The organism is Bordetella sp. 02P26C-1 (assembly GCF_009763255.1).
In the GTDB taxonomy this organism is placed as follows: domain Bacteria; phylum Pseudomonadota; class Gammaproteobacteria; order Burkholderiales; family Burkholderiaceae_B; genus Bordetella_A.
Genome location: NZ_WSJB01000037.1, coordinates 1 through 23,240, shown reverse-complemented (window position 1 = coordinate 23,240; position 23,240 = coordinate 1). Strand labels below are relative to the sequence as shown.

The window sequence follows — 23,240 nt, the reverse complement described above, 5'->3', positions numbered from 1 at the left end:
CGTCAAGCTGTTGGCTCCGATCGCCATGGAAGAAGGTCTGCGTTTCGCCATCCGTGAAGGCGGTCGTACCGTCGGCGCCGGCGTCGTCGCTAAGATCATCGCCTAATTTCGGCGGTCAGGCAGTACGGGGAAGCCGACCCTCTGGGTCCGCTTCCCATCTTCGTCAAAAAAGTAGTATTATGTATGGTTGCGCGAGTAGCCATACATCACTCGCAAGAGTTCTAGGGGTATAGCTCAATTGGCAGAGCGTCGGTCTCCAAAACCGAAGGTTGTAGGTTCGATTCCTACTGCCCCTGCCAGGTTTCCCGTCAGTCGGGGCGAACTTGGTCTTGTTTGTTTCAACCCCCGCTCGCTCTTAAACCCGCCGGGAGATCATCGTCAGTCGTGCTTACATGGCCGACTTGCGTCGCAAAATGTCTAATACCAGCGTAGAAACCGTAACCAGCACTGCCGACCGCGTCAAGCTTGCGTTGGCGGTGCTCGTTATCATTGCTGGCATCGTGGGTTTCTCGGTGCTCAGCGCACAGCCCATGGTTGCCCGTATCGGCGTATTTGTCGGTGGCCTGGTAATTGCTGCCCTGATCGCCTGGTCCAGTGAACCCGGTCGTCGTACGATCAGTTTCGCCGGCGAAGCGTTTAACGAAGCCAAGCGCGTGACCTGGCCTTCGCGCAAGGAAACCACCCAGATGACAGGCATTGTGTTTGCCTTCGTCGCGGTGATGGGGTTGCTAATGTGGGTGCTCGATAAGGGCATCGAATGGATACTCTACGGCCTGTTGCTGGGCTGGAAATAAGGGACGCCGAATGAGTAAGCGCTGGTATGTCGTCCATGTGTATTCAGGCATGGAAAAAAGCGTCCACAAAGCCCTGAACGAGCGTATCGAGCGCGCGGGCTTGCAGACGTCTTTCGGTCGCATCCTGGTTCCCTCGGAAGAAGTCGTCGAAGTCAAGGGTGGTCAAAAATCGATCACCGAGCGTCGTATTTTCCCGGGCTACGTCCTGGTTGAGATGGACCTGACCGACGAAACCTGGCACTTGGTGAAAAACACCAACCGTGTCACTGGCTTCTTGGGTGGTTCGGGTAACCGTCCTACGCCGATTTCCGAAAAGGAAGTCGAGAAGATCCTCTCCCAAATGGAAGAGGGCGTCGAGAAACCTCGTCCCAAGATTCTCTTCGAAGTTGGCGAAATGGTGCGTGTCAAAGAAGGCCCCTTCGCGGACTTCAATGGCAGCGTCGAAGAAGTCAACTACGAAAAAAGCAAGGTCCGTGTGTCGGTCACCATTTTTGGTCGCGCGACGCCGGTCGAGCTGGATTTTAGCCAGGTCGAAAAGACCTGATTCTTTAACCCCGGGGAGTCCATCGCGTCGCGTGATGGGCGTTTGAACCCGCAAGGAGCAAAGCATGGCGAAGAAGATCGTCGGCTTTATCAAGCTGCAAGTCCCAGCTGGTAAGGCTAATCCCTCCCCCCCGATTGGCCCGGCCCTGGGTCAGCGTGGCCTGAACATCATGGAATTCTGCAAGGCGTTCAACGCCAAGACCCAAGGCATGGAGCCTGGTCTGCCGATTCCGGTGGTGATCACCGCTTTCGCCGACAAGAGCTTCACCTTCATCATGAAGACGCCTCCGGCGACTATCCTGATCAAGAAGGCTGCCGGCATTCAAAAGGGTTCGTCCAAGCCGCATACCGACAAGGTCGGTACGCTGACGCGTGCTCAAGCTGAAGAAATCGCCAAGACCAAAGAACCCGATCTGACCGCTGCCGATCTGGACGCAGCTGTCCGCACGATCGCTGGTAGCGCCCGCAGCATGGGCATCACGGTTGAAGGGGTCTAATCATGGCAAAACTCTCCAAGCGCGCCGCCGCAATCGCTCAAAAGATCGATCGCACCAAACTGTATCCCGTTGCTGAAGCCCTGACCCTGGTCAAGGAAACCGCAACCGCCAAGTTCGACGAATCGATCGACGTGGCCGTGCAGTTGGGCATCGACCCCAAAAAATCCGACCAACTGGTTCGTGGCTCGGTTGTGTTGCCCGCCGGTACTGGTAAGTCCGTGCGCGTGGCCGTGTTCGCCCAAGGCGACAAGGCTGAAGCCGCTCGTGCCGCTGGCGCCGACATCGTTGGCCTGGACGACCTGGCTGAGCGTATCAAGGGTGGCCAGATCGATTTCGACGTGGTCATTGCCTCGCCCGACACGATGCGTGTCGTGGGCGCCCTGGGTCAGGTTCTGGGTCCCCGTGGCCTGATGCCGAACCCCAAGGTTGGCACCGTGACCCCCGATGTCGTGACCGCTGTGAAGAACGCCAAGGCCGGTCAGGTTCAGTACCGTACCGACAAGGCTGGCATCATTCACGCCACCATCGGCCGCGCCTCGTTCGGCGTGGAACAGTTGCAAAGCAACTTGGCTGCTCTGGTCGACGCCCTGCAAAAGGCTCGTCCCGCTGCCGCCAAGGGTATCTATCTGCGTAAGGTCGCCGTTTCGTCCACCATGGGTGGCGGCGCTCGCGTGGAAGTAGCTTCGCTCGCAGCCTAATCGCTGCAAGCACAAACGTACTTTGGGCTGCATCCGGATTTCTCGGATGTTGCTGTCAAAGACCGCTGGAGCAGGGCCTGGTCGGCTGTAATGCCTGGCCCCGCTTAATCCCGGAGCTCACCTAGTCCGGATCCAGCGTAGACGGCGTCCCCAGGAAGAATTCTTTACCTAAAGAACTCAACCCAGGCGCCGCATTCGGTTGACGCGCAAGGCCACCCGGCCCCAGGCGTCTTTTGATGGAGTGTTCAAACCGTGAGTCTCAATCGTCAAGAGAAAGCGGTAGTAATCGAGGAAGTCTCGGCCGAAGTCGCCAAGGCCCAATCGATTGTTATCGCCGAGTATCGTGGTCTGGACGTCGCCTCTGTCACCGTACTGCGCAAAACTGCGCGTGAATCGGGCGTTTACCTGCGTGTTCTGAAGAACACGCTGGTCCGTCGCGCTGTCGCTGGCACGGCTTTCGAGCCGCTGTCGGAACAGCTCACCGGTCCGCTGATCTATGGTATCAGCGCTGATCCGGTTGCGGCGGCCAAGGTCCTCGCCGGTTTCGCGAAAAGCAACGACAAGCTGGTCATCAAGGCGGGCGCACTGCCCAACAACTTGCTGAACCAAGAAGGTGTGAAGGCTCTGGCCACCATGCCCTCGCGCGAAGAGTTGCTCTCGAAACTGCTGGGCACCATGCAAGCCCCGATCGCGCAATTCGTGCGTACGCTCAACGAAGTTCCCACCAAGTTTGCTCGCGGCCTGGCTGCCGTGCGCGACCAAAAGGCGGCGGCGTAAGCCACCCCTTACGGAACTCGCTGTACGACCGAGCGACAACCAACCTGGCATTTATCCAATTCTGGAGTTCTGAAAAATGGCACTTAACAAAGCTGAAATCCTTGACGCCATCGCTGGCATGACCGTGCTCGAACTGTCCGAGCTGATCAAGGAAATGGAAGAGAAGTTCGGCGTGTCGGCTGCTGCCGCCGCTGTGGCTGTGGCTGCTCCCGCCGCTGGTGGCGCTGCCGCCGCTGCTGAAGAGCAAACCGAGTTCACCGTTGTGCTGGCTGAAGCCGGCGCCAACAAGGTGTCCGTCATCAAGGCCGTGCGTGAACTGACCGGCCTGGGTCTGAAGGAAGCTAAGGACCTGGTTGACGGCGCTCCGAAGCCCGTCAAGGAAGGCGTTGCCAAGGCTGACGCCGAAGCCGCCAAGAAGAAGCTGGAAGAAGCTGGCGCCAAGGTCGAAGTTAAGTAATACCTTGCGTCATCTGCCCGGGGACAGTGTAGTTTGCCGTCCCCGGGCTTTTGCGTTTCCAGGAAACCCCTACTGTCAGGGCAACCTTTACAGTGGGGTTTTCTGGAGTCGTATCACCTGGGGCCGTGGTTGACGGCCCATGCAACCCCTCGAGTCGGAGTGCTCATGCCTTACTCGTACACCGAAAAAAAGCGCATCCGCAAAAGCTTCGCCAAGCGTGAAGACGTTCAAAGCGTACCGTATCTGCTGGCGACCCAGCTTCAATCCTACCTAACTTTCCTGCAAGCCGAAACCGCGCCCGCTGAGCGCGTAAACGAAGGTCTGCAGGCGGCGTTTTCGTCGATTTTCCCGATTGTCAGCCATAACGGAATGGCGCGCTTGGAATTCGTCAGCTATGTGCTGGGCGAGCCGGTGTTTGACGTTAAGGAATGCCAACAGCGCGGTCTGACCTATGCATCACCATTGCGCGCCAAGGTGCGTCTGGTGCTGCTGGATCGCGAAGTCAGCAAGCCCACCATCAAGGAAGTGAAAGAACAAGAAGTCTACATGGGCGAAATTCCGCTCATGACGGGCACGGGTTCTTTCGTGATCAATGGCACGGAACGTGTCATCGTGTCCCAGCTGCACCGTTCGCCGGGCGTGTTCTTCGAGCACGACCGTGGCAAGACGCACAGCTCGGGCAAGTTGCTGTTCTCGGCCCGCGTGATTCCTTACCGCGGTTCGTGGCTCGACTTTGAATTCGATCCCAAGGACATTCTGTTCTTCCGTGTCGACCGTCGTCGCAAGATGCCGGTCACGATTCTGCTCAAGGCCATCGGCATGACGCCGGAATCGATCCTGGCGCACTTCTTCGACTTCGACAACTTCGAGTTGAAGAGCGAAGGCGGCATGATCGAATTCGTGCCCGAGCGCTGGAAGGGCGAAATGGCCCGCTTTGACATCACCAACCGTGATGGCGAAGTCATTGTCGAAAAAGACAAGCGTATCAACGCCAAGCACCTGCGCGATATGGCTAACGCCGGTATCCAGCGCATCTCCGTGCCGGAAGAGTTCCTGTACGGCCGCGTGCTGGCCAAGAACGTGGTCGATCCGGACACCGGTGAAGTCGTGGCGCATGCCAATGACGAAATCACCGAGAGCGTGTTGAGCGCGCTGCGTGCGGCCAACATCCTTGAATTCCAGACGCTCTACACGAACGACCTGGATCGTGGTCCCTACATCTCGCAAACGCTGCGTACCGACGAAACCGCCGACCAGATGGCCGCGCGTGTGGCGATCTATCGCATGATGCGTCCTGGCGAGCCTCCCACCGAGGACGCCGTCGAGGCCTTGTTCCAACGTCTGTTCTACAGCGAAGAAACGTACGATCTGTCGCGCGTTGGCCGTATGAAGGTCAACAGCCGTCTGGGCCGTGGTGAAGACACCTCCGGCCCCATGACGCTGACCGACGAGGACATCCTCGAGACCATCAAGGTTCTGGTCGAGCTGCGTAACGGCCGTGGCCAGATCGACGATATCGATCACTTGGGTAATCGTCGCGTGCGCTGTGTGGGCGAACTGGCCGAAAACCAGTTCCGCGCCGGTCTCGTGCGTGTTGAGCGCGCCGTCAAGGAACGTCTGGGCCAGGCCGAGACCGAAAACCTGATGCCGCACGACCTGATCAACTCCAAGCCGATTTCGGCCGCGATCAAGGAGTTCTTCGGTTCGAGCCAGCTGTCGCAGTTCATGGACCAAACCAACCCGCTGTCGGAAATCACGCACAAGCGTCGTGTTTCCGCACTGGGCCCGGGCGGTCTGACGCGCGAGCGCGCGGGCTTCGAAGTCCGTGACGTGCATCCGACGCACTACGGTCGTGTGTGCCCGATCGAAACGCCGGAAGGTCCGAACATCGGTCTGATCAACTCCATGGCGCTGTACGCTCGTCTGAACGAGTACGGCTTCCTGGAAACGCCTTATCGTCGCATCGTGGACGGCAAGGTGAGCGATCAAATCGATTACCTGTCGGCCATCGAAGAAAGCAACTACGTCATCGCACAGGCTAACGCCGCGCTGGACGAAGAAGGCCGATTCATCGACGACCTGGTGGCTTGCCGCGAAGCTGGCGAAACCATGCTGACCTCGCCCGCCAACGTGCACTACATGGACGTGGCGCCGTCGCAGATCGTGTCGGTCGCGGCATCGCTGATTCCGTTCCTGGAGCACGATGACGCCAACCGTGCACTGATGGGCGCCAACATGCAACGTCAGGCCGTGCCTTGCTTGCGTCCCGAGAAGCCCGTCGTGGGCACCGGGATCGAGCGTACGGTGGCGGTTGACTCGGGCACGACCGTGCAAGCCCTGCGTGGCGGCGTGGTTGACCATGTGGATGCCGAGCGTGTCGTGATTCGCGTCAACGACGACGAAAACGTCGTGGGCGAAGTCGGCGTCGACATCTACAACCTGATCAAGTACACCCGTTCCAACCAGAACACCAACATCAACCAACGCCCCATCGTGGCGCGTGGTGATCGTGTGGCCAAGGGTGACGTGCTGGCTGACGGCGCATCGACCGACCTGGGCGAATTGGCGCTGGGTCAGAACATGCTGATCGCGTTCATGCCGTGGAACGGCTACAACTTCGAAGACTCGATCTTGATCTCTGAGAAGGTCGTGGCCGATGATCGCTATACCTCGGTGCACATCGAGGAATTGACGGTCGTTGCTCGTGACACGAAGCTCGGACCTGAGGAAATCACGCGCGACATCAGCAACCTGGCTGAGACGCAACTGAACCGTCTGGATGATTCCGGCATCGTGTACATCGGCGCCGAAGTCACGGCCGACGACGTGCTGGTGGGTAAAGTCACGCCCAAGGGCGAAACCCAGCTCACGCCGGAAGAAAAACTGCTGCGCGCCATCTTCGGCGAGAAAGCCTCCGACGTTAAAGACACCTCGCTGCGCGTGCCCTCGGGCATGGTCGGCACAGTGATCGACGTGCAGGTCTTCACGCGTGAAGGCATCGTGCGCGACAAGCGCGCTCAGTCCATCATCGACGATGAACTGCGCCGCTATCGCCAAGACCTGAACGACCAGCTGCGTATCGTCGAAAACGACCAGTTCGATCGTCTCGAGAAGCTGCTGGTTGGCAAGACCGTCAACGGCGGTCCGCGCAAGCTCGCCAAGGGCGCCACGATCACCAAGGAATACCTGGCTGATCTGGACCGCTGGCAGTGGTTCGACATTCGTCTGGCCGATGAGCCTCACGCTGTCGTGCTCGAGCAGGCCAAGGAATCGCTGGAGCAGAAGCGCCATCAATTCGATCTCGCGTTCGAAGAAAAGCGCAAGAAGCTCACGCAAGGCGACGAATTGCCCCCGGGCGTGCTGAAGATGATCAAGGTCTACCTGGCCGTCAAGCGTCGTCTGCAGCCTGGTGACAAGATGGCCGGCCGTCACGGTAACAAGGGTGTGGTCTCGCGCATTACCCCGGTGGAAGACATGCCGCACATGGCCGACGGTACCCCCGCCGACATCGTGCTGAACCCGCTGGGCGTGCCGTCGCGGATGAACGTCGGGCAGGTGCTCGAGGTTCACTTGGGCTGGGCCGCGAAGGGTCTGGGTCAACGTATCGCCGACATGCTGCGTGACGAACAGAACGTGCAGGTCAAGGAAGTGCGTGCCTATCTGGAGAAGGTGTACAACACCACCGGTACCCCGGCACACATCGAAACGCTGACAGATGACGAAGTCATGGAGCTGGCGCGTAACCTGAAGAACGGCGTGCCGTTCGCGACGCCGGTGTTCGACGGTGCCACGGAAGAAGAAATCACCCAGATGCTGGAATTGGCTTACCCCGATGAGGTCGCCAAGCGCATGAACCTGACGCCCTCGCGTGCTCAGGCCTGGTTGGTTGACGGCCGTACCGGCGAGCAGTTCGAGCGTCCGGTGACCGTGGGCTACATGCACTACCTGAAGCTGCATCACTTGGTCGACGACAAGATGCACGCCCGTTCGACTGGTCCGTACTCGCTGGTGACTCAGCAACCGCTGGGTGGTAAGGCGCAGTTCGGTGGCCAGCGTTTCGGGGAGATGGAAGTGTGGGCGCTGGAAGCTTACGGCGCCGCCTACACCCTGCAAGAAATGCTGACGGTGAAGTCCGACGACATTACGGGCCGCACCAAGGTATACGAAAACATCGTCAAGGGCGATCACGTCATCGATGCCGGTATGCCGGAATCGTTCAACGTGCTGGTCAAGGAAATCCGCTCGTTGGCCCTGGACATGGATTTGGAGCGTAACTAATGAAAGCGCTACTCGACCTATTCAAACAAGTCTCGCAAGACGAGCAGTTTGATGCCATCAAGATCGGCATCGCGTCGCCCGAGAAAATTCGTTCGTGGTCTTATGGCGAAGTCCGCAAGCCCGAGACGATCAACTACCGCACGTTCAAGCCCGAGCGTGATGGTCTGTTCTGCTCGAAGATCTTCGGCCCGATCAAGGACTACGAGTGCTTGTGCGGTAAGTACAAGCGCCTGAAGCATCGCGGCGTGATCTGCGAGAAGTGCGGCGTGGAAGTGACCGTGGCCAAGGTGCGCCGTGAGCGCATGGGCCACATCGAGCTGGCCAGCCCGGTTGCGCACATCTGGTTCCTGAAGAGCCTGCCGTCGCGCCTGGGTATGGTGCTCGACATGACGCTGCGCGACATCGAGCGCGTGCTCTATTTCGAAGCCTGGTGCGTGATCGAACCTGGCATGACCCCGCTCAAGCGCGGTCAGATCATGTCCGACGACGACTTCCTCGCCAAGACCGAGGAATACGGTGACGACTTCACCGCCCTGATGGGCGCGGAAGCCGTGCGCGAACTGCTGCGCACGATCGACATCGATCGCGAAGTCGAAACGCTGCGCGGCGAACTGAAGGCCACCAGCTCCGAAGCCAAGATCAAGAAGATCTCCAAGCGTCTGAAGGTCCTCGAGGGCTTCCAGAAGTCGGGCATCAAGCCCGACTGGATGGTCATGGAAGTGCTGCCGGTGCTGCCGCCGGATCTGCGTCCGCTCGTGCCGCTGGACGGCGGCCGTTTCGCGACCTCGGATCTGAACGATCTGTACCGTCGCGTGATCAACCGCAACAACCGTCTGAAGCGCTTGCTCGAACTGAAGGCGCCCGAGATCATTCTGCGCAACGAAAAGCGCATGCTGCAAGAGGCCGTCGACTCGCTGCTCGATAACGGTCGTCGCGGCAAGGCCATGACGGGCGCTAACAAGCGTCAGCTCAAGTCGCTGGCCGACATGATCAAGGGTAAGAGCGGTCGCTTCCGTCAGAACTTGCTCGGTAAGCGCGTGGACTACTCGGGCCGTTCGGTCATCGTGGTGGGTCCGCAGCTCAAGCTGCATCAGTGCGGTCTGCCCAAGCTGATGGCTTTGGAACTGTTCAAGCCGTTCATCTTCAATCGTCTGGAGATGATGGGCTTGGCCACGACCATCAAGGCCGCCAAGAAACTGGTGGAAAGCCAAGAGCCGGTGGTGTGGGACATTCTCGAAGAGGTCATCCGCGAACACCCGGTGATGCTCAACCGTGCGCCGACGCTGCACCGTCTGGGTATTCAGGCATTCGAACCGGTGCTGATCGAAGGTAAAGCCATCCAGCTGCACCCGCTGGTTTGCGCGGCGTTTAACGCCGACTTCGACGGTGACCAGATGGCCGTTCACGTGCCGCTGTCGCTCGAAGCCCAGCTCGAAGCCCGTACCCTGATGCTGGCCTCGAACAACGTGCTGTTCCCGGCTAACGGTGAACCGTCGATCGTGCCGTCGCAGGATATCGTGCTGGGTCTGTACTACACGACCCGTGAGCGTATCAACGGCAAGGGCGAAGGCATCTTCTTTACCGATGTGGCCGAAGTCCAGCGCGCGTATGACAACGGCGAAGTCGAGCTGCAGACGCGTATCACCGTGCGCTTGAACGAATACGAGCGCGACGAGAACGGTGAATTCCAACCCGTCGTCCGTCGTCATGAGACGACGGTCGGCCGTGCGCTGCTGTCCGAGATTCTGCCCAAGGGCCTGCCCTTTAGCGTGCTGAACAAGGCGCTGAAGAAAAAAGAAATCTCGCGTCTGATCAACCAGTCGTTCCGCCGTTGCGGCCTGCGCGACACCGTGATCTTCGCCGACAAGCTGATGCAGTCCGGTTTCCGTCTGGCTACCCGTGGTGGTATCTCCATCGCGATGGAAGACATGCTGATCCCGAAGGCCAAGGAAGCCATCCTGGCCGAAGCCAGCCGCGAAGTGAAGGAAATCGACAAGCAGTACTCGTCGGGTCTGGTCACGTCCCAAGAACGCTACAACAACGTGGTGGACATCTGGGGTAAGGCCTCCGATAAGGTCGGCAAGGCGATGATGGAGCAACTGGCAACCGAACCCGTGATCAACCGTCACGGCGAGGAAGTCCGCCAGGAATCCTTCAACTCGATCTACATGATGGCGGACTCCGGTGCACGGGGTTCGGCGGCACAGATCCGTCAGTTGGCCGGTATGCGCGGCCTGATGGCCAAGCCGGACGGCTCGATTATCGAGACGCCGATTACCGCGAACTTCCGCGAAGGCCTGAACGTTCTGCAGTACTTCATCTCGACTCACGGTGCGCGTAAAGGCTTGGCCGATACCGCACTGAAGACGGCTAACTCGGGTTACCTGACTCGTCGTCTCGTCGATGTGACGCAGGATCTGGTGATCCGTGAAGAAGATTGCGGCACCAGCCTGGGCTATTCCATGAAGGCCTTGGTCGAGGGCGGTGAAGTCATCGAACCGTTGCGCGACCGTATCCTCGGCCGTGTGGCAGCCGTCGACATCGTCAACCCGGATACGCAGGAAACCGCGATCGCCGCCGGCACGCTGCTGGACGAAGATCTGGTCGATCTGATCGATCGTATCGGTGTGGACGAAGTCAAGGTCCGTACGCCGCTGACTTGCGAAACGCGTCACGGTCTGTGCGCGCATTGCTATGGCCGCGATCTGGGCCGTGGATCGCATGTCAACGTGGGTGAAGCCGTCGGTGTTATCGCGGCTCAGTCCATCGGTGAACCGGGTACTCAGCTCACGATGCGTACGTTCCACATCGGTGGTGCGGCATCGCGTTCGGCTTTGGCCAGCGCCGTGGAAACCAAGTCCAACGGTAAGGTCGGCTTTACCAGCACGATGCGTTACGTCACCAACGCCAAGGGCGAACGGGTGGCCATCTCGCGTTCGGGCGAACTGGCGATTTACGACGATAACGGTCGCGAACGCGAACGTCACAAGATCCCGTACGGCGCCACCGTACTGGTCGGCGACGGCGAAGCCGTCAAGGCCGGTACCCGTCTGGCGACCTGGGATCCGCTGACCCGTCCGATCGTGTCCGAGTACAGCGGTGCGGTGCGCTTCGAGAACATCGAAGAAGGCGTGACCGTTGCCAAGCAGGTCGACGAAATCACCGGTCTGTCCACGCTGGTCGTGATCACGCCCAAGACGCGTAGCGGCAAGATCGTCATGCGTCCGCAGATCAAGCTGGTCAACGAAAACGGCGAAGATGTCAAGATCGCCGGCACCGATCACTCGGTGAACATTTCGTTCCCGGTGGGCGCACTGATTACGGTGCGCGATGGTCAGCAGGTTGCCGTGGGTGAAGTTCTGGCGCGTATTCCTCAAGAATCGCAAAAGACCCGCGACATTACCGGCGGTCTGCCGCGTGTGGCCGAACTGTTCGAAGCGCGTTCGCCCAAGGATGCCGGCATGCTCGCCGATGTCACGGGTACCGTGTCGTTTGGTAAGGACACCAAGGGTAAGCAGCGTCTGGTCATCACCGACCTGGAAGGCGTGAGCCACGAGTTCCTGATTCCGAAGGAAAAACAGGTGCTGGTGCACGACGGCCAGGTGGTGAACAAGGGCGAAATGATCGTGGACGGCCCGGCCGATCCGCACGACATTCTGCGCTTGCAAGGTATCGAGAAGCTGGCGACCTACATCGTCGACGAAGTGCAGGACGTCTACCGTCTGCAAGGCGTGAAGATCAACGACAAGCACATCGAAGTGATTGTTCGTCAGATGCTGCGTCGCGTGAACATCGTCGATGCTGGCGATACCGAGTTCATCCCGGGTGAACAGGTCGAGCGTTCGGAACTCTTGAACGAAAACGATCGCGTGATCGCCGAAGGCAAGCGTCCGGCGACCTACGACAACGTGCTGCTCGGTATTACCAAGGCCTCGCTGTCGACCGACTCGTTCATCTCGGCCGCTTCGTTCCAGGAAACCACGCGTGTTCTGACCGAAGCCGCCATCATGGGCAAGCGCGACGATCTGCGTGGTCTGAAGGAAAACGTGATCGTGGGTCGTCTGATCCCCGCTGGTACCGGTTTGGCTTACCACCTTGCCCGCAAGGACAAGGAAGCCCTGGAAGCCGCCGAGCGCGAAGCCGCACGTCAGCTGGCCAATCCTTTCGAGGATACGCCGGCCACCGTGGATATCGGTGGAACGCACGACGAGACGCCTCCGAGCGCGCAGGACGATACGCAGCAGTAAGGCAGTACCGAGGCAACTGGCGGGGCAATGTCCCGCCGGGTTGACTCAACGAAAAAGGCCGCTGAGATTTCAGCGGCCTTTTTATTTGTGCGAGGCTTTAATCGTTACCGGGGTCAGCGGCCAGCTTTCGCTTTAGCCGCATTGAACACCGGCCCCCACTGCGGGTGACCCGCCTCGGCTGGCGCCAGTGTGAAATCCGAATCGATCTGCAAGATGCGCATGAAGGTTTCTTCGCACAGCTGCGGATAGTCGCGCACACAGTAGCTGAAGGCTTGAAGTTTGTAGGCTTCGATGCGCAGCGAGTCCGGTGCGCTTTGAATCGCATCCGAAGTCGCGACCGAACGTATGACCGCGCCGTATTGCCCGGCTGAATATTGCTCGTGGACATGAGCAAGCGCATCTTGGGCCGCCTGGGAGGGCGGCGCCTCTGCGATCGTCAGACCTGCGCATCCGCTCAATAACGCGAGCACGCAAGCTGCAACGGGCAAGAAAGCACGAACGTTCATGAGTTTGCCTAAGTCGATAATGTTGAGGGTCACATCCTGTACCGCGCGTATCGATTGTGAAACGCCCACAGGGACACCATCAGATAATATCCCCTCCGAGCAGGTCGTGCATCGAACGCGCGGAAAGCCGCCTTGGCGAGAAAGTGGCGGCGTCACTGGCAACCTCGTGCACGTGCAGGCCTCGTCCGCGCTGGCCGATCACGGGCTAATCCCTCGGTTAGCGTAGAATGTGTCATCTTCTAACGCTGTCTTCATGGATTCTTCCCCGGGCTTTCACACCGCGCGCAGTCCGTTTGTCGGCGCAGCTCCCATCGCGCATCGACCCCTGAGCGCCATCGCCGCCACCCAATCTGGCGGCGTGCCGCAGCATCGCATCGAACGTATCCTCGTCGAGCTCATGCCGGTGCTGGACGCCTTGCATCGCGAGGGCCGCATCTGCGGCGACATCTCCGTGCATTCCGTGGGACTAGACGAAACCGGTCAAGCGCATCTTCTTGCCCTGGATATCCCGCGGGTAAGAGGCGAGCACGGATTGACGTTCACTTCCGGCTATGCCGCCTTCGAGCTCTTTACCGAATCGCCCGACTGGCCGCGCGGGCCATGGACGGATGTTTACGGCCTGAGTGCGGTGGTTTATTCGCTAGTCGCCGGGGAACGCCCGCCGCCTGCCGAGCAGCGTGTGATCGAGGACCGTTATCAACTGCTGTCGTCGCTGGGGCTAGACCGCTACTCGCCGGACTTTCTGCGCGCTATCGACGCCGGGATGTCCTTGCATCCGCTGGATCGGCCGCAAAGCATTCAAGCCTACGCCGAATCGTTAACGATGCCGCTTTTCGCACGTCGCCCTGATACCGTTGGAATTCCCATGGACGCGCCGGGCACGCCGGCGGGCACATTGGTCGTTCAACAGTCGCTGCACCGTAACGTCTGGCGTACTTTCATTTTGCTGGGTTTGCTGCTCTTGGGAGCTGTGGCCGCGGCCGCCTACTGGTGGGGCCGTATGGGTGCGCGATCTCCGTCGGTCATCACCCATTCCCAGCGTGTTGACAACGCTGGTAAGCCAGCAGCACTGTCTTCCGTTGCCGCGACATCGGCGAGTGGGGGTCACGGCATGGGCCCCTATCCAGCGACAGCCGCGCCGCAGACCGACAGCGCGACGCAAAGGCCGGCAACGGCCGCCTCGTCGGACGTCCCTGATGTAGACCTTGTGGCATCCCACATTACCCCGGACGATCGGGTTCAACCGCCCGCGAAAGCCGAACGCAAAACGCCCGCGCTAGTGAAGGTGAGCATCAATGTGCGGCCTTGGGGTGAAATTTTCATCGATGGCGTCTCGCGAGGGGTTACCCCGCCATTGAAGACCGTCATGCTTCGGCCCGGCACGCATGCGGTGACCATACGCAATAGCGCGCAACCCCCGTTTCACACGACGCTGGTCGTCAAGCCCGGCACGCCGGCCGTGCTCTCGCACACGTTTCGCTGATCCACAGGCGTTTGCGCCGCAGCGACAAGTCCGCCCCTTGTTAGTGGTCGATCTCGTCTTCGAGCGCTATAGGCAGACATAGGGTGAACCGAGAGCCTTTGCCGAGCTCGCTTTTTACGGCCACGCGGCCGTTATGGCGGTGCGCGATGGTTTGGACGAATGCCAGCCCAAGGCCCGAGCCTTCGCTATTGGACTCTCTGGCCGCTGCAGATCGAAAAAACGGCTCGAACAGCATTTCCTGGTCTTGTGGCGAGATGCCGGGGCCCGCGTCTTCGATATCGATGTGCCACATCGTGCCTTTGGCCGTCAGACGTAGCGCTACCGTGCTGCCATCTGGGCTGTACTTGATGGCATTCCCCAACAGGTTGCACACGGCCCGCGTAATGAGCGATCCGTCGCCATAAGTCATGGCGATGGTGGGGCAGGACTGCCATTGCAGCAAAACTCGCCGGGACTGCGCGGCCGCCCAAAAATCATCCACCACTTCATGCAACACGGCAGCCAGATCGACCCGTTCGCAGGCAATGCGCATCGACTCGGCACGCGTCAATTCAACAAAGCTGTCGACCAATCCCAGCGTGCGGTTAGCCAGATGGGCGATACGGCCCAGCACATCGCCCTGAGCATCCGTGGCGGGATGGTGCTGTCGGTGCAGTTCGACCAAGGCCAGAATCGAATTTTGCGGCGCCCGCATGTCGTGCGATATGAACTGAAGCATTTGCTCGCGCTGCCGTTCCGCCCGGCGGACGGCGCTGATATCGCTGATCGTCACGACCGTGCCGGCAAAGGCACCTCGCGCCGTGCGAAACGGCAGACATCGCATCAGCAAATCGTGGTCGGCACGATCGCGGACTTCGATGCCGCCGTGGCGCGCGAACTCGCCCTCGATTTCCCCCTCGACCGCTTCATGCGCGGGCGTTCGATGCGTTCCCCGGCGCAGCGCCTGCGCGATTTGCTCCTGTGCGCGGGGCGCCTCGAATGCTTGAACCAGCGCGGGCTCGACGGTCTGCCCGATCCGCGGCGGTCGGATCCCAAGCTCAGCGAAGTAAGTGGCCGCAGAGTGGTTGCGATACTGCAGACGGCCATTCTGATCCAGCACCATGGTCGCATCGGGCATCCCGTCCAGCCCATCGGCAACGAAACGGCGCAAGTTGCGCACGTGCGTGAGCGTGCGATCGAGTTCCTGGACATGCTGATCCAATGAACGGCCGATGCGCTGCACGGGTGGCGGGGCCGTCTCTTCATAGACCGGCGGATACTCGATGCGAAGACGCTTCATCTCGCGGGTCATGTAGCGCAGGGCCGCCTCCTGGCTACGCCAACTCCAGATCGGGTAACTCACCGCCACACCAATCAAGCCCGCTAGGGGTGGAATCCAGATGTCGGCGAAACGCAGCGTGGCGATCGCGCTGATCAGCACTAGTCCCAAAAAGGCCAGGCTGCAAAGAAAGGCTTGTCTTGGCGAAAGTCTGGGCAGAGCCATTCCCAACAGTAGAACGGGCAGGGCGCTGAATAACGCCGACATCCACGGTGGCGCGCGCCATACCACCAGATTCTGGTGTGCGGACTGCAGCAGATTGCCAATAATCTCTATGCCTGACATTCCGTTTGTATCATGCGATACGGGCGTTGGTATCGTATCGCCAAGCCCAGTCGCCCATGCGCCCACCACGACATACTTGTCCTTGAACACCTCAGGCGGGACTTCTCCTCGTAAGACGCTCAAGTAGGACACCGTTTGAAAATGGCCGGGCGGCCCCGCAAAAGGGATCAGCAACTTTCCATCCGAAGGGACGCGCTTCAGGAAGCGCTCCACACGGTCGCTGTCTCCCCCCACCTCGAGCAGCGCTAGGGCAAATCTGCGCCAAGGCTGATCGTGGCTGTCGACGGTGGTCCAGTCCGCGCGTCGAAGTATCCCGTCGTCATCGGGGTCCACGTTGATGAATCCCAGACCCGCCGCCGACTGCGCGAGCGACGCGAGAGGAAGGTCGGCGCGCGTTGGGGCGTGGACCTCGTCCAGGACAATGGGCAACACCACGCGGCCATGCCGCTTGATGGCTTCGCTAAGCAGTTGGTCGTCCTGCGGATGCCGCGCGTCGGGTTCGGAAAAAACGATATCCAACCCCACCGCGCGTGCGCCGTGCAGACGATCTAGCAGCTGTGCATGCAACGCCCTATGCCATGGCCATCGACCCAGCTCATCGATCGCCTGATCGTCGATGGCGACAAGCACCACATCCTTGGGAACCGGCCTTTTTACCAGTGACAGGGCACGATCATAAATGAGCTGATCGACTCTTCCCAGGCCATCGAGCCACCCCAATGCCAGGGCGAACGCAATAAGCGCGAGACGCAGCAGCCAACGAGAGGGGGAGTTTTCACGCGGGGTGTCCACTGCGCTGGTCCACATGGTCCGGGCACCGATAGGTTTTGTTAATAGTTATTCAGTGTAACTATTGCGCCGTCGCTTAGCAGCACGGGGTGACCCGAACCGGACATCAGGGGGCTGGCCCCTTCGAAACTGAGAACGGTGTCATAGCCGCCGAGGCCCGCTGCATTCAGCGCGCGGATCGAGGCATAGTGGGTGCCCGGCCGACGCGCCACAAGTCGGACTTCTTCACCCTCGAATCGCTCCGAAGTAAACACCTCGAGCCCCTTCGGGTCCCGCGAAATTCTCACCAGGTAAGCGACCGCACCCGGGACAGGCGTCACCCGCGCGACCCATTGTCCGGAAGCGCCGCGCTGCGGCGGTGTCACAATAGGGGCGGGCGGCAGTGTGTGCACTTGTATTTGACCGTGGACGTCTACCGCCGCGCCCTGACCCCCGGCCACTGCCACGGGTGGCGCGGAGCCGCCTGCACCCGCGCTCATGTCGACCTTCCCGTGCAACACTTCGCTCTGTGCGCCGGTCCCGGTCGCTTGCAGTCGAAAGCGGGTGCCGCGCACGCCCACGATCGTCACTGGCGTACGGATCTCAAAACGGCCTACGCCTTGGCCCGTGGGGGCCACCTCGGAATCGACCTCGCCATTTTGCACGCTCACCACGGAATCGATCAGCCCCGCGTTCTTGAACTTTTGCGTGCGATCGACTCGGGCGGTGCTGTTGTTGGGTAGACTCAGGCGGGTCCCATCCGCAAAGTCCAACGTTGCAAAGCCGTCGGATTCCGTGATGATGGTGGCTCCCTCAGGCACGGACATTCCCGCGCGTAAAGGCTTCCCGTCCATCTGCGTGCTGCCGCTTACATGGATGGCGGTGAGGGGAGCAGGGACGACCGGGATCAGGGAGAAAGGGATGTGCAGCGCCAAGCCAATGGCGAGCTTTTGCGGGTCTTCCACTCTGTTGAGCTTCTGCAGCGTGACCCAATTGGCGCCATCGCCGGTGTATCTTGAGGCTAGGTCGATCAGCGTATCGGCTGGGCGTATGCGATAAACAAAATCATCGCCCACTGCGCCGGCGGGCTGAGCGTGTCCAAACGGCGCATACGCGAGGGCCATGCAACCGGCGAGCAGGCGAAAGGCGCGCCTATTCATGTTGTGCGTTCTCCAAAAAGATAAAGGGGGGCGTACCCCCGCGGGTGCGTGCGGGGCAGCGTACTGCAGAAGTCGGGTGTCACGACGCCGTGGCGCCGCGGTCGGTCAATTCGAGCCGATAGCCCAGTGCGTATGACGAGATCAAGCGCACGCCGTTGTCGGGGTGTAGGCGCAGCTTTTGACGGATATTGGAAAGATGCGTATCCAGCGTGCGGGAAGTGGCGGGGATTTCCCGATTCCAGACGCTTTCCGCCAGCACGTCACGCGATAGCAGACGCCCGACATTACGGAAAAAAAGTTGCGCCAGCTCGAATTCCTTAGGCGCCAGCGCGATCACCTCGCCGCGCAACGTAATTGTGCGGTCTTGTGGGTTGATGCGATAGGAAGCCACTGAAAACGGTTCGCGGCCGGGCAGCGTCGCCTTTACTCGCCGCAAAAGCGCACCGATACGCGCCATGAGCTCCGCGGGGCGCAGCGGCTTGCCGATGTAATCGTCGGCCCCGGCCTCGAGCCCTTGAACGAGTTCGGCCTCGAGTGTACGGCTGGTCAAGAAGATGACAGGCGTCTGCAAGCCCAGTGTCCCGCGAATGTGCCGCAGTACCTGATCGCCCGCAATGTCCGGCACCTGCCAGTCCAGCAAAATCAAATCAAACGTTTTGCTGCGTAGCGCCGCAATAAGATCCCGCCCTCGCTGATAGCTGTGGCAAGTGTACCCGGCTGCGACAAGTACCTGCTGAATAAGCTGAGCTTGATTCAGGTCGTCTTCAAGCGAAGCTATCTGCATAGTGTTAAGTGGGAGGTCAAAGCACTTGAATACATTGTTCTGTCATTCGAGCGGCGTGCCACGCTGCACTCGCGTAGGGCATAGCGCAATAATACCCCGGGACTTCTGTCGTTCTGCGAATAAGGCAACACGACTTTGCAGCCGTGCAAACTTGACGAATATTTACTGGCACTTGCTGAAATAAGGCGTCACACTGTCAATATTCTTGTCAGTCTGCAGAGGCCGTTAGGGACGGTAAAGTCCAAGGAGGCCTGGGAAACTATGAAGCAATTGAAAGTACTCCTCATGATGCCGGACGAAGCCATGCAGGGCAGGGCCGGCGCTGCAATGCAGCAAGCTGGTATCTCCGCACAAGTTTGCGCTACACCGCCTGAAATGTTTAGTTTGTTGGGCGACGGTGACTATGATGCGGTTGTTCTGGATATCGGCGAACTAGAAGAAATCGGTTACGCGCTGGTCTCGCGGCTGCGCACCTCTCCCAGTCTGGGTATTGTGGTGGTCGGGACGAATTTGCAAGTCGAAAACCGTCTGCGCTGCCTGCAAGGCGGCGCCGATGTTTGCTTGATGCAGCCGATCGATCCCCGCGAACTCGTGGGCGTGTTGATGGCCCTGGCGCGGCGGCTCCCGGGCCGGGCCGCCAACCCTGGCGTCAAAACCGAGGCGTCGGCGACTCAGAGTCACTCGGGCAGCTGGGAACTGCGCGATCAAAACTGGACCTTGATGACGCCCACCGGCGTGGCGATCTCTCTGTCCGCCAACGAGCGGCATATCGTGCGCTGCTTGCTCGAGGCCGCCGGCCAGGCAGTTCCCCGCTCGGACCTGACCAAGCATCTGGACGAATCGGCGACCCGCGCCAACGGTTCACGCAGTATCGACGTGATCATCAGCCGGTTGCGCCGAAAGGGCGAACTGGCGGGCGTCAATCTGCCCATCCGCACGGTCTACGGCAGCGGCTATCTGTTCGCTGATCAGTAGCCTAAAGCGCGATTTTCGGTGCAACGCGTGACCACGCGTCGGCGCGCTGCACCCGGTCTGACTTTCGCATTAAATACTTTGACACCCCGTCGCTTCTCGGTTATGCTGACGGGCTTACTGCTTTATTTGCGCATAAAGGCTGCCATCCACGCTTGGCTGGCTTTGTGCGTTTTGTCTGCAAGACCCGCTCTTTTACGTATGGAACGTTTGAGGCGGTTTTGCGTGAACTGCCTCTCCAAGGTGTACCGGCTCTCAGGGACAGACCCCGGGGACGATGCGTCAAGGATACGAGTACAACAGTACTTACCAGTGGTACGTAAAAGGGATTTCAAAGGTCATGCCTACCATTAGCCAGCTCGTGCGCAAGCCGCGCGAAGTCAGCATCATCAAGAGCAAGAGCCCCGCGCTCGAAAACTGCCCGCAACGTCGCGGCGTGTGCACCCGCGTGTACACCACCACCCCCAAGAAGCCGAACTCCGCTCTGCGTAAAGTCGCAAAGGTTCGTCTCACCAACGGCTACGAAGTTATTTCGTACATCGGCGGTGAAGGCCACAACCTGCAGGAGCACTCGGTGGTTCTGGTGCGTGGCGGCCGTGTGAAGGATTTGCCGGGTGTGCGTTACCACATCGTTCGTGGTTCGCTCGACCTGCAAGGCGTCAAAGACCGTAAGCAGGCTCGCTCGAAGTACGGCGCCAAGCGCCCGAAGAAGGCCTAAGGCCTCGTTCGTAGCAGTACTAGTAGTTCCCCTGGTCGCGCGTAAGCGTCGCCAGTTAAGTGCAACCGCGCCAGCCTCAGCTTTAGGAAGGTGTGCGGCACGTAAGGGGTCATCTCATCTGGATGGCCATGGCCGGGCGAATAACCCCCGGTTCAACTGAATAGACACAAGGAAGCAAAATGCCCCGTCGTCGCGAAGTACCCAAGCGCGAGATTCTGCCCGATCCCAAGTTCGGTAGCGTCGAGCTCGCCAAGTTCATGAACGTCGTCATGCTGGACGGTAAGAAGGCCGTCGCCGAGCGCATCGTCTACGGTGCCCTCGAGCAAGTGCAAGCCAAGACCGGTAAAGATCCGATTGAGCTTTTCAGCCTGGCGATCAACAACATCAAGCCGATCGTCGAAGTCAAGAGCCGCCGCGTGGGCGGTGCCAACTACCAAGTGCCGGTTGAAGTGCGCCCCGTGCGCCGCCTGGCCCTGGCAATGCGTTGGCTGCGTGAAGCCGCTAAGAAGCGCGGCGAAAAGTCGATGGATCTGCGTTTGGCTGGCGAACTGATCGACGCTGCGGAAGGCCGCGGCGCCGCAATGAAGAAACGCGAAGACACCCACAAGATGGCCGAGGCCAACAAGGCCTTCAGCCACTTCCGCTGGTAATTTAAGGACATATCCACCATGGCCCGCAAAACCCCGATCGAGCGCTATCGCAACATTGGTATCTCTGCGCACATCGATGCAGGGAAAACCACGACCACTGAACGTATCCTGTTCTACACCGGCGTCAACCACAAGCTTGGCGAAGTGCATGATGGCGCAGCCACCATGGACTGGATGGAGCAAGAGCAAGAGCGTGGTATTACCATCACCTCGGCCGCAACGACGGCGTTTTGGCGCGGCATGGCTGGGAACTATCCTGAGCACCGCATCAACATCATCGACACCCCGGGGCACGTGGACTTCACCATTGAAGTCGAACGTTCCATGCGTGTGCTCGACGGCGCCTGCATGGTGTACTGCGCCGTGGGTGGCGTTCAGCCCCAGTCCGAAACGGTGTGGCGTCAGGCTAATAAGTACGGTGTGCCCCGTCTGGCCTTCGTCAACAAGATGGACCGTACCGGCGCGAACTTCTTCAAGGTCTATGACCAGCTGAAGACGCGTCTGCGCGCCAACCCCGTGCCCATTGTGATCCCAATCGGCGCCGAAGACACCTTCAAGGGTGTTATCGACCTGATCAAGATGAAGGCGATCATTTGGGACGAAGCCAGCCAAGGCACCAAGTTCGAATACGCCGACATCCCGGCCGAACTCGTGGATACGGCCACCGAATGGCGTGAAAAGCTGGTCGAAGCCGCTGCCGAGTCGACCGAGGAACTGATGAACAAGTACCTCGAAACCGGTTCGCTGGACGAGGCCGAGATCAACGCGGCCATCCGCCAACGCACCATCGCTGGTGAAATCCAGCCGATGCTGTGCGGCACCGCCTTCAAAAACAAGGGCGTGCAGCGCATGTTGGACGCGGTCATCGACTACCTGCCGTCGCCGATCGACATCCCGCCGGTCCAAGGCCAAACCGACGATGGCGAGACCACGTCGCGTAAGGCTGACGACAGCGAAAAGATGTCGGCTCTGGCATTCAAGCTGATGAGCGATCCGTTCGTGGGTCAGTTGACCTTCGTTCGTGTGTACTCGGGCGTGCTGAAGTCTGGCGACACGGTCTACAACCCCGTCAAGGGCAAGAAAGAACGCGTCGGCCGTCTGCTGCAAATGCATGCGAACAACCGCGAAGAAATCAAGGAAGTTCTGGCAGGCGACATCGCCGCTGTGGTGGGTCTGAAAGACGTGACCACCGGCGAAACGCTGTGCGATGCGGACTCCCACATCCTGCTCGAGCGCATGGAGTTCCCCGAGCCCGTGATTTCGCAGGCCGTCGAACCCAAGTCGAAGGCTGACCAGGAAAAGATGGGTCTGGCGCTGTCGCGTCTGGCTCAGGAAGATCCGTCGTTCCGCGTGCGTAGCGACGAAGAATCAGGCCAAACCATTATTTCCGGTATGGGCGAACTGCACCTGGAAATTCTGGTTGACCGCATGAAGCGCGAATTCGGCGTGGAAGCCAACGTCGGCAAGCCCCAGGTTGCTTACCGCGAAACCATCCGCAAGACCTGCGACGAAGTCGAAGGCAAGTTCGTCAAACAGTCGGGCGGTCGCGGTCAGTACGGTCACGTGGTCCTCAAGCTCGAGCCCCTGCCTCCTGGTGGTGGTTACGAGTTCGTCGACGCCATCAAGGGCGGTGTGGTTCCTCGTGAATACATCCCCGCCGTTGACAAGGGTATCCAAGAAACGCTGCCCTCGGGCGTCGTCGCCGGCTACCCGGTTGTAGACGTCAAGGTCACGCTGTTCTTCGGTTCGTACCACGACGTTGACTCGAACGAAAACGCGTTCAAGATGGCCGGTTCGATGGCCTTCAAGGAAGGCATGCGCAAGGCCAGCCCCGTGCTGCTCGAGCCCATGATGGCCGTTGAAGTCGAAACGCCGGAAGACTATGCCGGTACCGTGATGGGCGATCTGTCCTCACGCCGCGGCATGGTGCAGGGTATGGACGACATGGTCGGTGGCGGCAAGGTCATCAAGGCCGAAGTTCCGCTGGCCGAGATGTTCGGTTACGCCACCAACCTGCGTTCGTTGACGCAGGGTCGTGCGACGTACACCATGGAGTTCAAGCACTACTCCGAAGCTCCCAAGAACGTCGCTGACGAAGTCATCGCCGCTCGCTCCAAGTAATTTAAATACCGTCGCCGCGTCTCGACTATCTCGCGAGGCGCGGCAATCATCCCAGTTTCCTTGAAAGTCAAAGGATAGAGATCATGGCAAAAGGCAAGTTTGAACGTACCAAGCCGCACGTGAACGTGGGTACGATTGGTCACGTTGACCACGGCAAAACCACGTTGACGGCAGCCATCACGAC

Annotated in this window: 18 protein-coding genes, 1 tRNA gene and 1 pseudogene; 16 read left to right on the top strand and 4 right to left on the bottom strand. The window is 59.9% G+C overall.

What is annotated here, in order from left to right; all coding sequences use genetic code 11:
- The 10 genes and pseudogenes from GOQ28_RS17820 to rpoC all read left to right on the top strand — a co-directional run.
- Nucleotides 1-106, top strand: a pseudogene (locus GOQ28_RS17820) (elongation factor Tu); the annotation flags it as partial.
- Between the two features lie 117 nt (nucleotides 107-223).
- A tRNA-Trp gene (locus tag GOQ28_RS17815) sits at nucleotides 224-299 on the top strand.
- Nucleotides 300-413: 114 nt separating this feature from the next.
- Complete coding sequence (gene secE, locus GOQ28_RS17810) at nucleotides 414-794, top strand: preprotein translocase subunit SecE (protein WP_160351864.1); 381 nt, start codon at nucleotides 414-416, stop codon at nucleotides 792-794.
- A gap of 10 nt (nucleotides 795-804) precedes the next feature.
- On the top strand, nucleotides 805-1,338 hold the full coding sequence (gene nusG / locus GOQ28_RS17805; protein ID WP_160351865.1) for a transcription termination/antitermination protein NusG: 534 nt from the start codon (nucleotides 805-807) through the stop codon (nucleotides 1,336-1,338).
- 64 nt (nucleotides 1,339-1,402) lie between these two features.
- Nucleotides 1,403-1,834 (top strand): 50S ribosomal protein L11, encoded by a 432-nt coding sequence (gene rplK / locus GOQ28_RS17800; RefSeq protein ID WP_160351866.1) that lies wholly within the window; start codon nucleotides 1,403-1,405, stop codon nucleotides 1,832-1,834.
- A 2-nt stretch (nucleotides 1,835-1,836) separates the two neighbouring features.
- A complete protein-coding gene (rplA, locus tag GOQ28_RS17795) occupies nucleotides 1,837-2,532 on the top strand; it encodes a 50S ribosomal protein L1 (RefSeq protein WP_160351867.1) in 696 nt (231 codons plus the stop codon).
- Nucleotides 2,533-2,784: 252 nt separating this feature from the next.
- Complete coding sequence (gene rplJ / locus GOQ28_RS17790) at nucleotides 2,785-3,309, top strand: 50S ribosomal protein L10 (RefSeq protein ID WP_160351868.1); 525 nt, start codon at nucleotides 2,785-2,787, stop codon at nucleotides 3,307-3,309.
- A 76-nt stretch (nucleotides 3,310-3,385) separates the two neighbouring features.
- Nucleotides 3,386-3,766: a 50S ribosomal protein L7/L12 gene (gene rplL / locus GOQ28_RS17785; RefSeq protein ID WP_006389590.1), complete on the top strand. Its 381-nt coding sequence runs from the start codon at nucleotides 3,386-3,388 to the stop codon at nucleotides 3,764-3,766.
- Between the two features lie 165 nt (nucleotides 3,767-3,931).
- Nucleotides 3,932-8,044 (top strand): DNA-directed RNA polymerase subunit beta, encoded by a 4,113-nt coding sequence (gene rpoB / locus GOQ28_RS17780; protein ID WP_160351869.1) that lies wholly within the window; start codon nucleotides 3,932-3,934, stop codon nucleotides 8,042-8,044.
- Complete coding sequence (rpoC, locus tag GOQ28_RS17775) at nucleotides 8,044-12,291, top strand: DNA-directed RNA polymerase subunit beta' (RefSeq protein ID WP_160351870.1); 4,248 nt, start codon at nucleotides 8,044-8,046, stop codon at nucleotides 12,289-12,291. Before rpoB ends, rpoC begins: the two co-directional genes overlap by 1 nt.
- Nucleotides 12,292-12,404: 113 nt before the next feature.
- Here the strand turns inward: rpoC and GOQ28_RS17770 are convergent, their stop codons facing one another.
- The gene (locus tag GOQ28_RS17770) at nucleotides 12,405-12,797 is read right to left on the bottom strand and encodes a TssQ family T6SS-associated lipoprotein (protein WP_160357388.1); all 393 of its coding nucleotides are present in this window, start codon (nucleotides 12,795-12,797) and stop codon (nucleotides 12,405-12,407) included.
- A gap of 253 nt (nucleotides 12,798-13,050) precedes the next feature.
- On the opposite strand from GOQ28_RS17770, the gene GOQ28_RS17765 reads away from it, so the two are divergent.
- Entirely contained in the window at nucleotides 13,051-14,280 is a 1,230-nt protein-coding gene (locus GOQ28_RS17765) for a serine/threonine-protein kinase (protein WP_160357387.1), read from the top strand.
- Between the two features lie 40 nt (nucleotides 14,281-14,320).
- On the opposite strand, the gene GOQ28_RS17760 is transcribed toward GOQ28_RS17765, so the two are convergent.
- From GOQ28_RS17760 to GOQ28_RS17750, 3 genes are all read right to left on the bottom strand, one after another.
- Nucleotides 14,321-16,690 carry a CHASE2 domain-containing protein gene (locus GOQ28_RS17760; protein ID WP_160357386.1) on the bottom strand — a complete coding sequence of 790 codons (2,370 nt, stop codon included), beginning with the start codon at nucleotides 16,688-16,690 and terminating at the stop codon, nucleotides 14,321-14,323.
- A gap of 23 nt (nucleotides 16,691-16,713) precedes the next feature.
- Nucleotides 16,714-17,811: a FecR domain-containing protein gene (locus GOQ28_RS17755; protein ID WP_160357385.1), complete on the bottom strand. Its 1,098-nt coding sequence runs from the start codon at nucleotides 17,809-17,811 to the stop codon at nucleotides 16,714-16,716.
- A 79-nt stretch (nucleotides 17,812-17,890) separates the two neighbouring features.
- Entirely contained in the window at nucleotides 17,891-18,595 is a 705-nt protein-coding gene (locus tag GOQ28_RS17750) for a response regulator transcription factor (protein ID WP_160357384.1), read from the bottom strand.
- 261 nt (nucleotides 18,596-18,856) lie between these two features.
- On the opposite strand from GOQ28_RS17750, the gene GOQ28_RS17745 reads away from it, so the two are divergent.
- From GOQ28_RS17745 to GOQ28_RS17725, 5 genes are all read left to right on the top strand, one after another.
- Nucleotides 18,857-19,570 (top strand): response regulator transcription factor, encoded by a 714-nt coding sequence (locus GOQ28_RS17745; RefSeq protein ID WP_160351876.1) that lies wholly within the window; start codon nucleotides 18,857-18,859, stop codon nucleotides 19,568-19,570.
- Nucleotides 19,571-19,907: 337 nt separating this feature from the next.
- On the top strand, nucleotides 19,908-20,285 hold the full coding sequence (gene rpsL, locus GOQ28_RS17740) for a 30S ribosomal protein S12 (protein ID WP_005017264.1): 378 nt from the start codon (nucleotides 19,908-19,910) through the stop codon (nucleotides 20,283-20,285).
- A 179-nt stretch (nucleotides 20,286-20,464) separates the two neighbouring features.
- Nucleotides 20,465-20,935 carry a 30S ribosomal protein S7 gene (gene rpsG / locus GOQ28_RS17735; protein WP_160351877.1) on the top strand — a complete coding sequence of 157 codons (471 nt, stop codon included), beginning with the start codon at nucleotides 20,465-20,467 and terminating at the stop codon, nucleotides 20,933-20,935.
- 18 nt (nucleotides 20,936-20,953) lie between these two features.
- Entirely contained in the window at nucleotides 20,954-23,056 is a 2,103-nt protein-coding gene (gene fusA, locus GOQ28_RS17730; RefSeq protein WP_160357383.1) for an elongation factor G, read from the top strand.
- Nucleotides 23,057-23,139: 83 nt separating this feature from the next.
- A partial coding sequence (locus GOQ28_RS17725; protein WP_033456734.1) for a GTP-binding protein occupies nucleotides 23,140-23,240 on the top strand: 101 nt, incomplete at its 3' end.

Coding starts and splice junctions, on each gene's coding strand:
- secE (WP_160351864.1), top strand. CDS start 414: ATGTCTAATACCAGCGTAGAAACCGTAACCAGCACTGCCGACCGCGTC.
- nusG (WP_160351865.1), top strand. CDS start 805: ATGAGTAAGCGCTGGTATGTCGTCCATGTGTATTCAGGCATGGAAAAA.
- rplK (WP_160351866.1), top strand. CDS start 1,403: ATGGCGAAGAAGATCGTCGGCTTTATCAAGCTGCAAGTCCCAGCTGGT.
- rplA (WP_160351867.1), top strand. CDS start 1,837: ATGGCAAAACTCTCCAAGCGCGCCGCCGCAATCGCTCAAAAGATCGAT.
- rplL (WP_006389590.1), top strand. CDS start 3,386: ATGGCACTTAACAAAGCTGAAATCCTTGACGCCATCGCTGGCATGACC.
- rpoB (WP_160351869.1), top strand. CDS start 3,932: ATGCCTTACTCGTACACCGAAAAAAAGCGCATCCGCAAAAGCTTCGCC.
- rpoC (WP_160351870.1), top strand. CDS start 8,044: ATGAAAGCGCTACTCGACCTATTCAAACAAGTCTCGCAAGACGAGCAG.
- GOQ28_RS17770 (WP_160357388.1), bottom strand. CDS start 12,797: ATGAACGTTCGTGCTTTCTTGCCCGTTGCAGCTTGCGTGCTCGCGTTA.
- GOQ28_RS17765 (WP_160357387.1), top strand. CDS start 13,051: ATGGATTCTTCCCCGGGCTTTCACACCGCGCGCAGTCCGTTTGTCGGC.
- GOQ28_RS17760 (WP_160357386.1), bottom strand. CDS start 16,690: ATGTGGACCAGCGCAGTGGACACCCCGCGTGAAAACTCCCCCTCTCGT.
- GOQ28_RS17755 (WP_160357385.1), bottom strand. CDS start 17,811: ATGAATAGGCGCGCCTTTCGCCTGCTCGCCGGTTGCATGGCCCTCGCG.
- GOQ28_RS17750 (WP_160357384.1), bottom strand. CDS start 18,595: ATGCAGATAGCTTCGCTTGAAGACGACCTGAATCAAGCTCAGCTTATT.
- GOQ28_RS17745 (WP_160351876.1), top strand. CDS start 18,857: ATGAAGCAATTGAAAGTACTCCTCATGATGCCGGACGAAGCCATGCAG.
- rpsL (WP_005017264.1), top strand. CDS start 19,908: ATGCCTACCATTAGCCAGCTCGTGCGCAAGCCGCGCGAAGTCAGCATC.
- rpsG (WP_160351877.1), top strand. CDS start 20,465: ATGCCCCGTCGTCGCGAAGTACCCAAGCGCGAGATTCTGCCCGATCCC.
- fusA (WP_160357383.1), top strand. CDS start 20,954: ATGGCCCGCAAAACCCCGATCGAGCGCTATCGCAACATTGGTATCTCT.